This window comes from Gilvimarinus sp. 1_MG-2023 (assembly GCF_030548285.1).
This window is the reverse complement of sequence record NZ_JAUOSC010000411.1, coordinates 1-356: the sequence shown is the minus strand read 5'-3', so window position 1 is coordinate 356 and position 356 is coordinate 1. Positions and strand designations below refer to the sequence as shown.

At 56.5% G+C, this 356-nt stretch carries 1 pseudogene; it reads right to left on the bottom strand.

The window, feature by feature from the left end:
* Positions 1-356, bottom strand: a pseudogene (locus Q4563_RS17405) (acetate kinase); the annotation flags it as partial.

Genomic DNA, 356 nt, shown 5'->3' with positions numbered 1-356 from the left:
CCGTAGAGCCAGGTTTGCTCTGGAATACTCTGATGAAACGCCGTATCAAATACAGCCACTTGCGGGGCAGACGGAAACAGCTCTTTGCATAAATGGATACCGACCAGGTTCATCGGATTATGCAGTGGTGCCAGCGGCGACAAGGTTTCCAGTTCGGCGACGTTATCGGCATTCAGCACAATGCTGCTGTGAAAACGTTCGCCGCCATGAACCACCCGGTGGCCAACACCGGCCAGGTCGTGGAGTTTGCTCCGCGTGGCCTCGATAAAGGCCTGCATGCCTTCCTTGTGGCCAGAGCCAGGTGGCAGGTGGATGCGTACTTCGGGGTCGCCGTGGAGAATCAAATGGGGTTCATC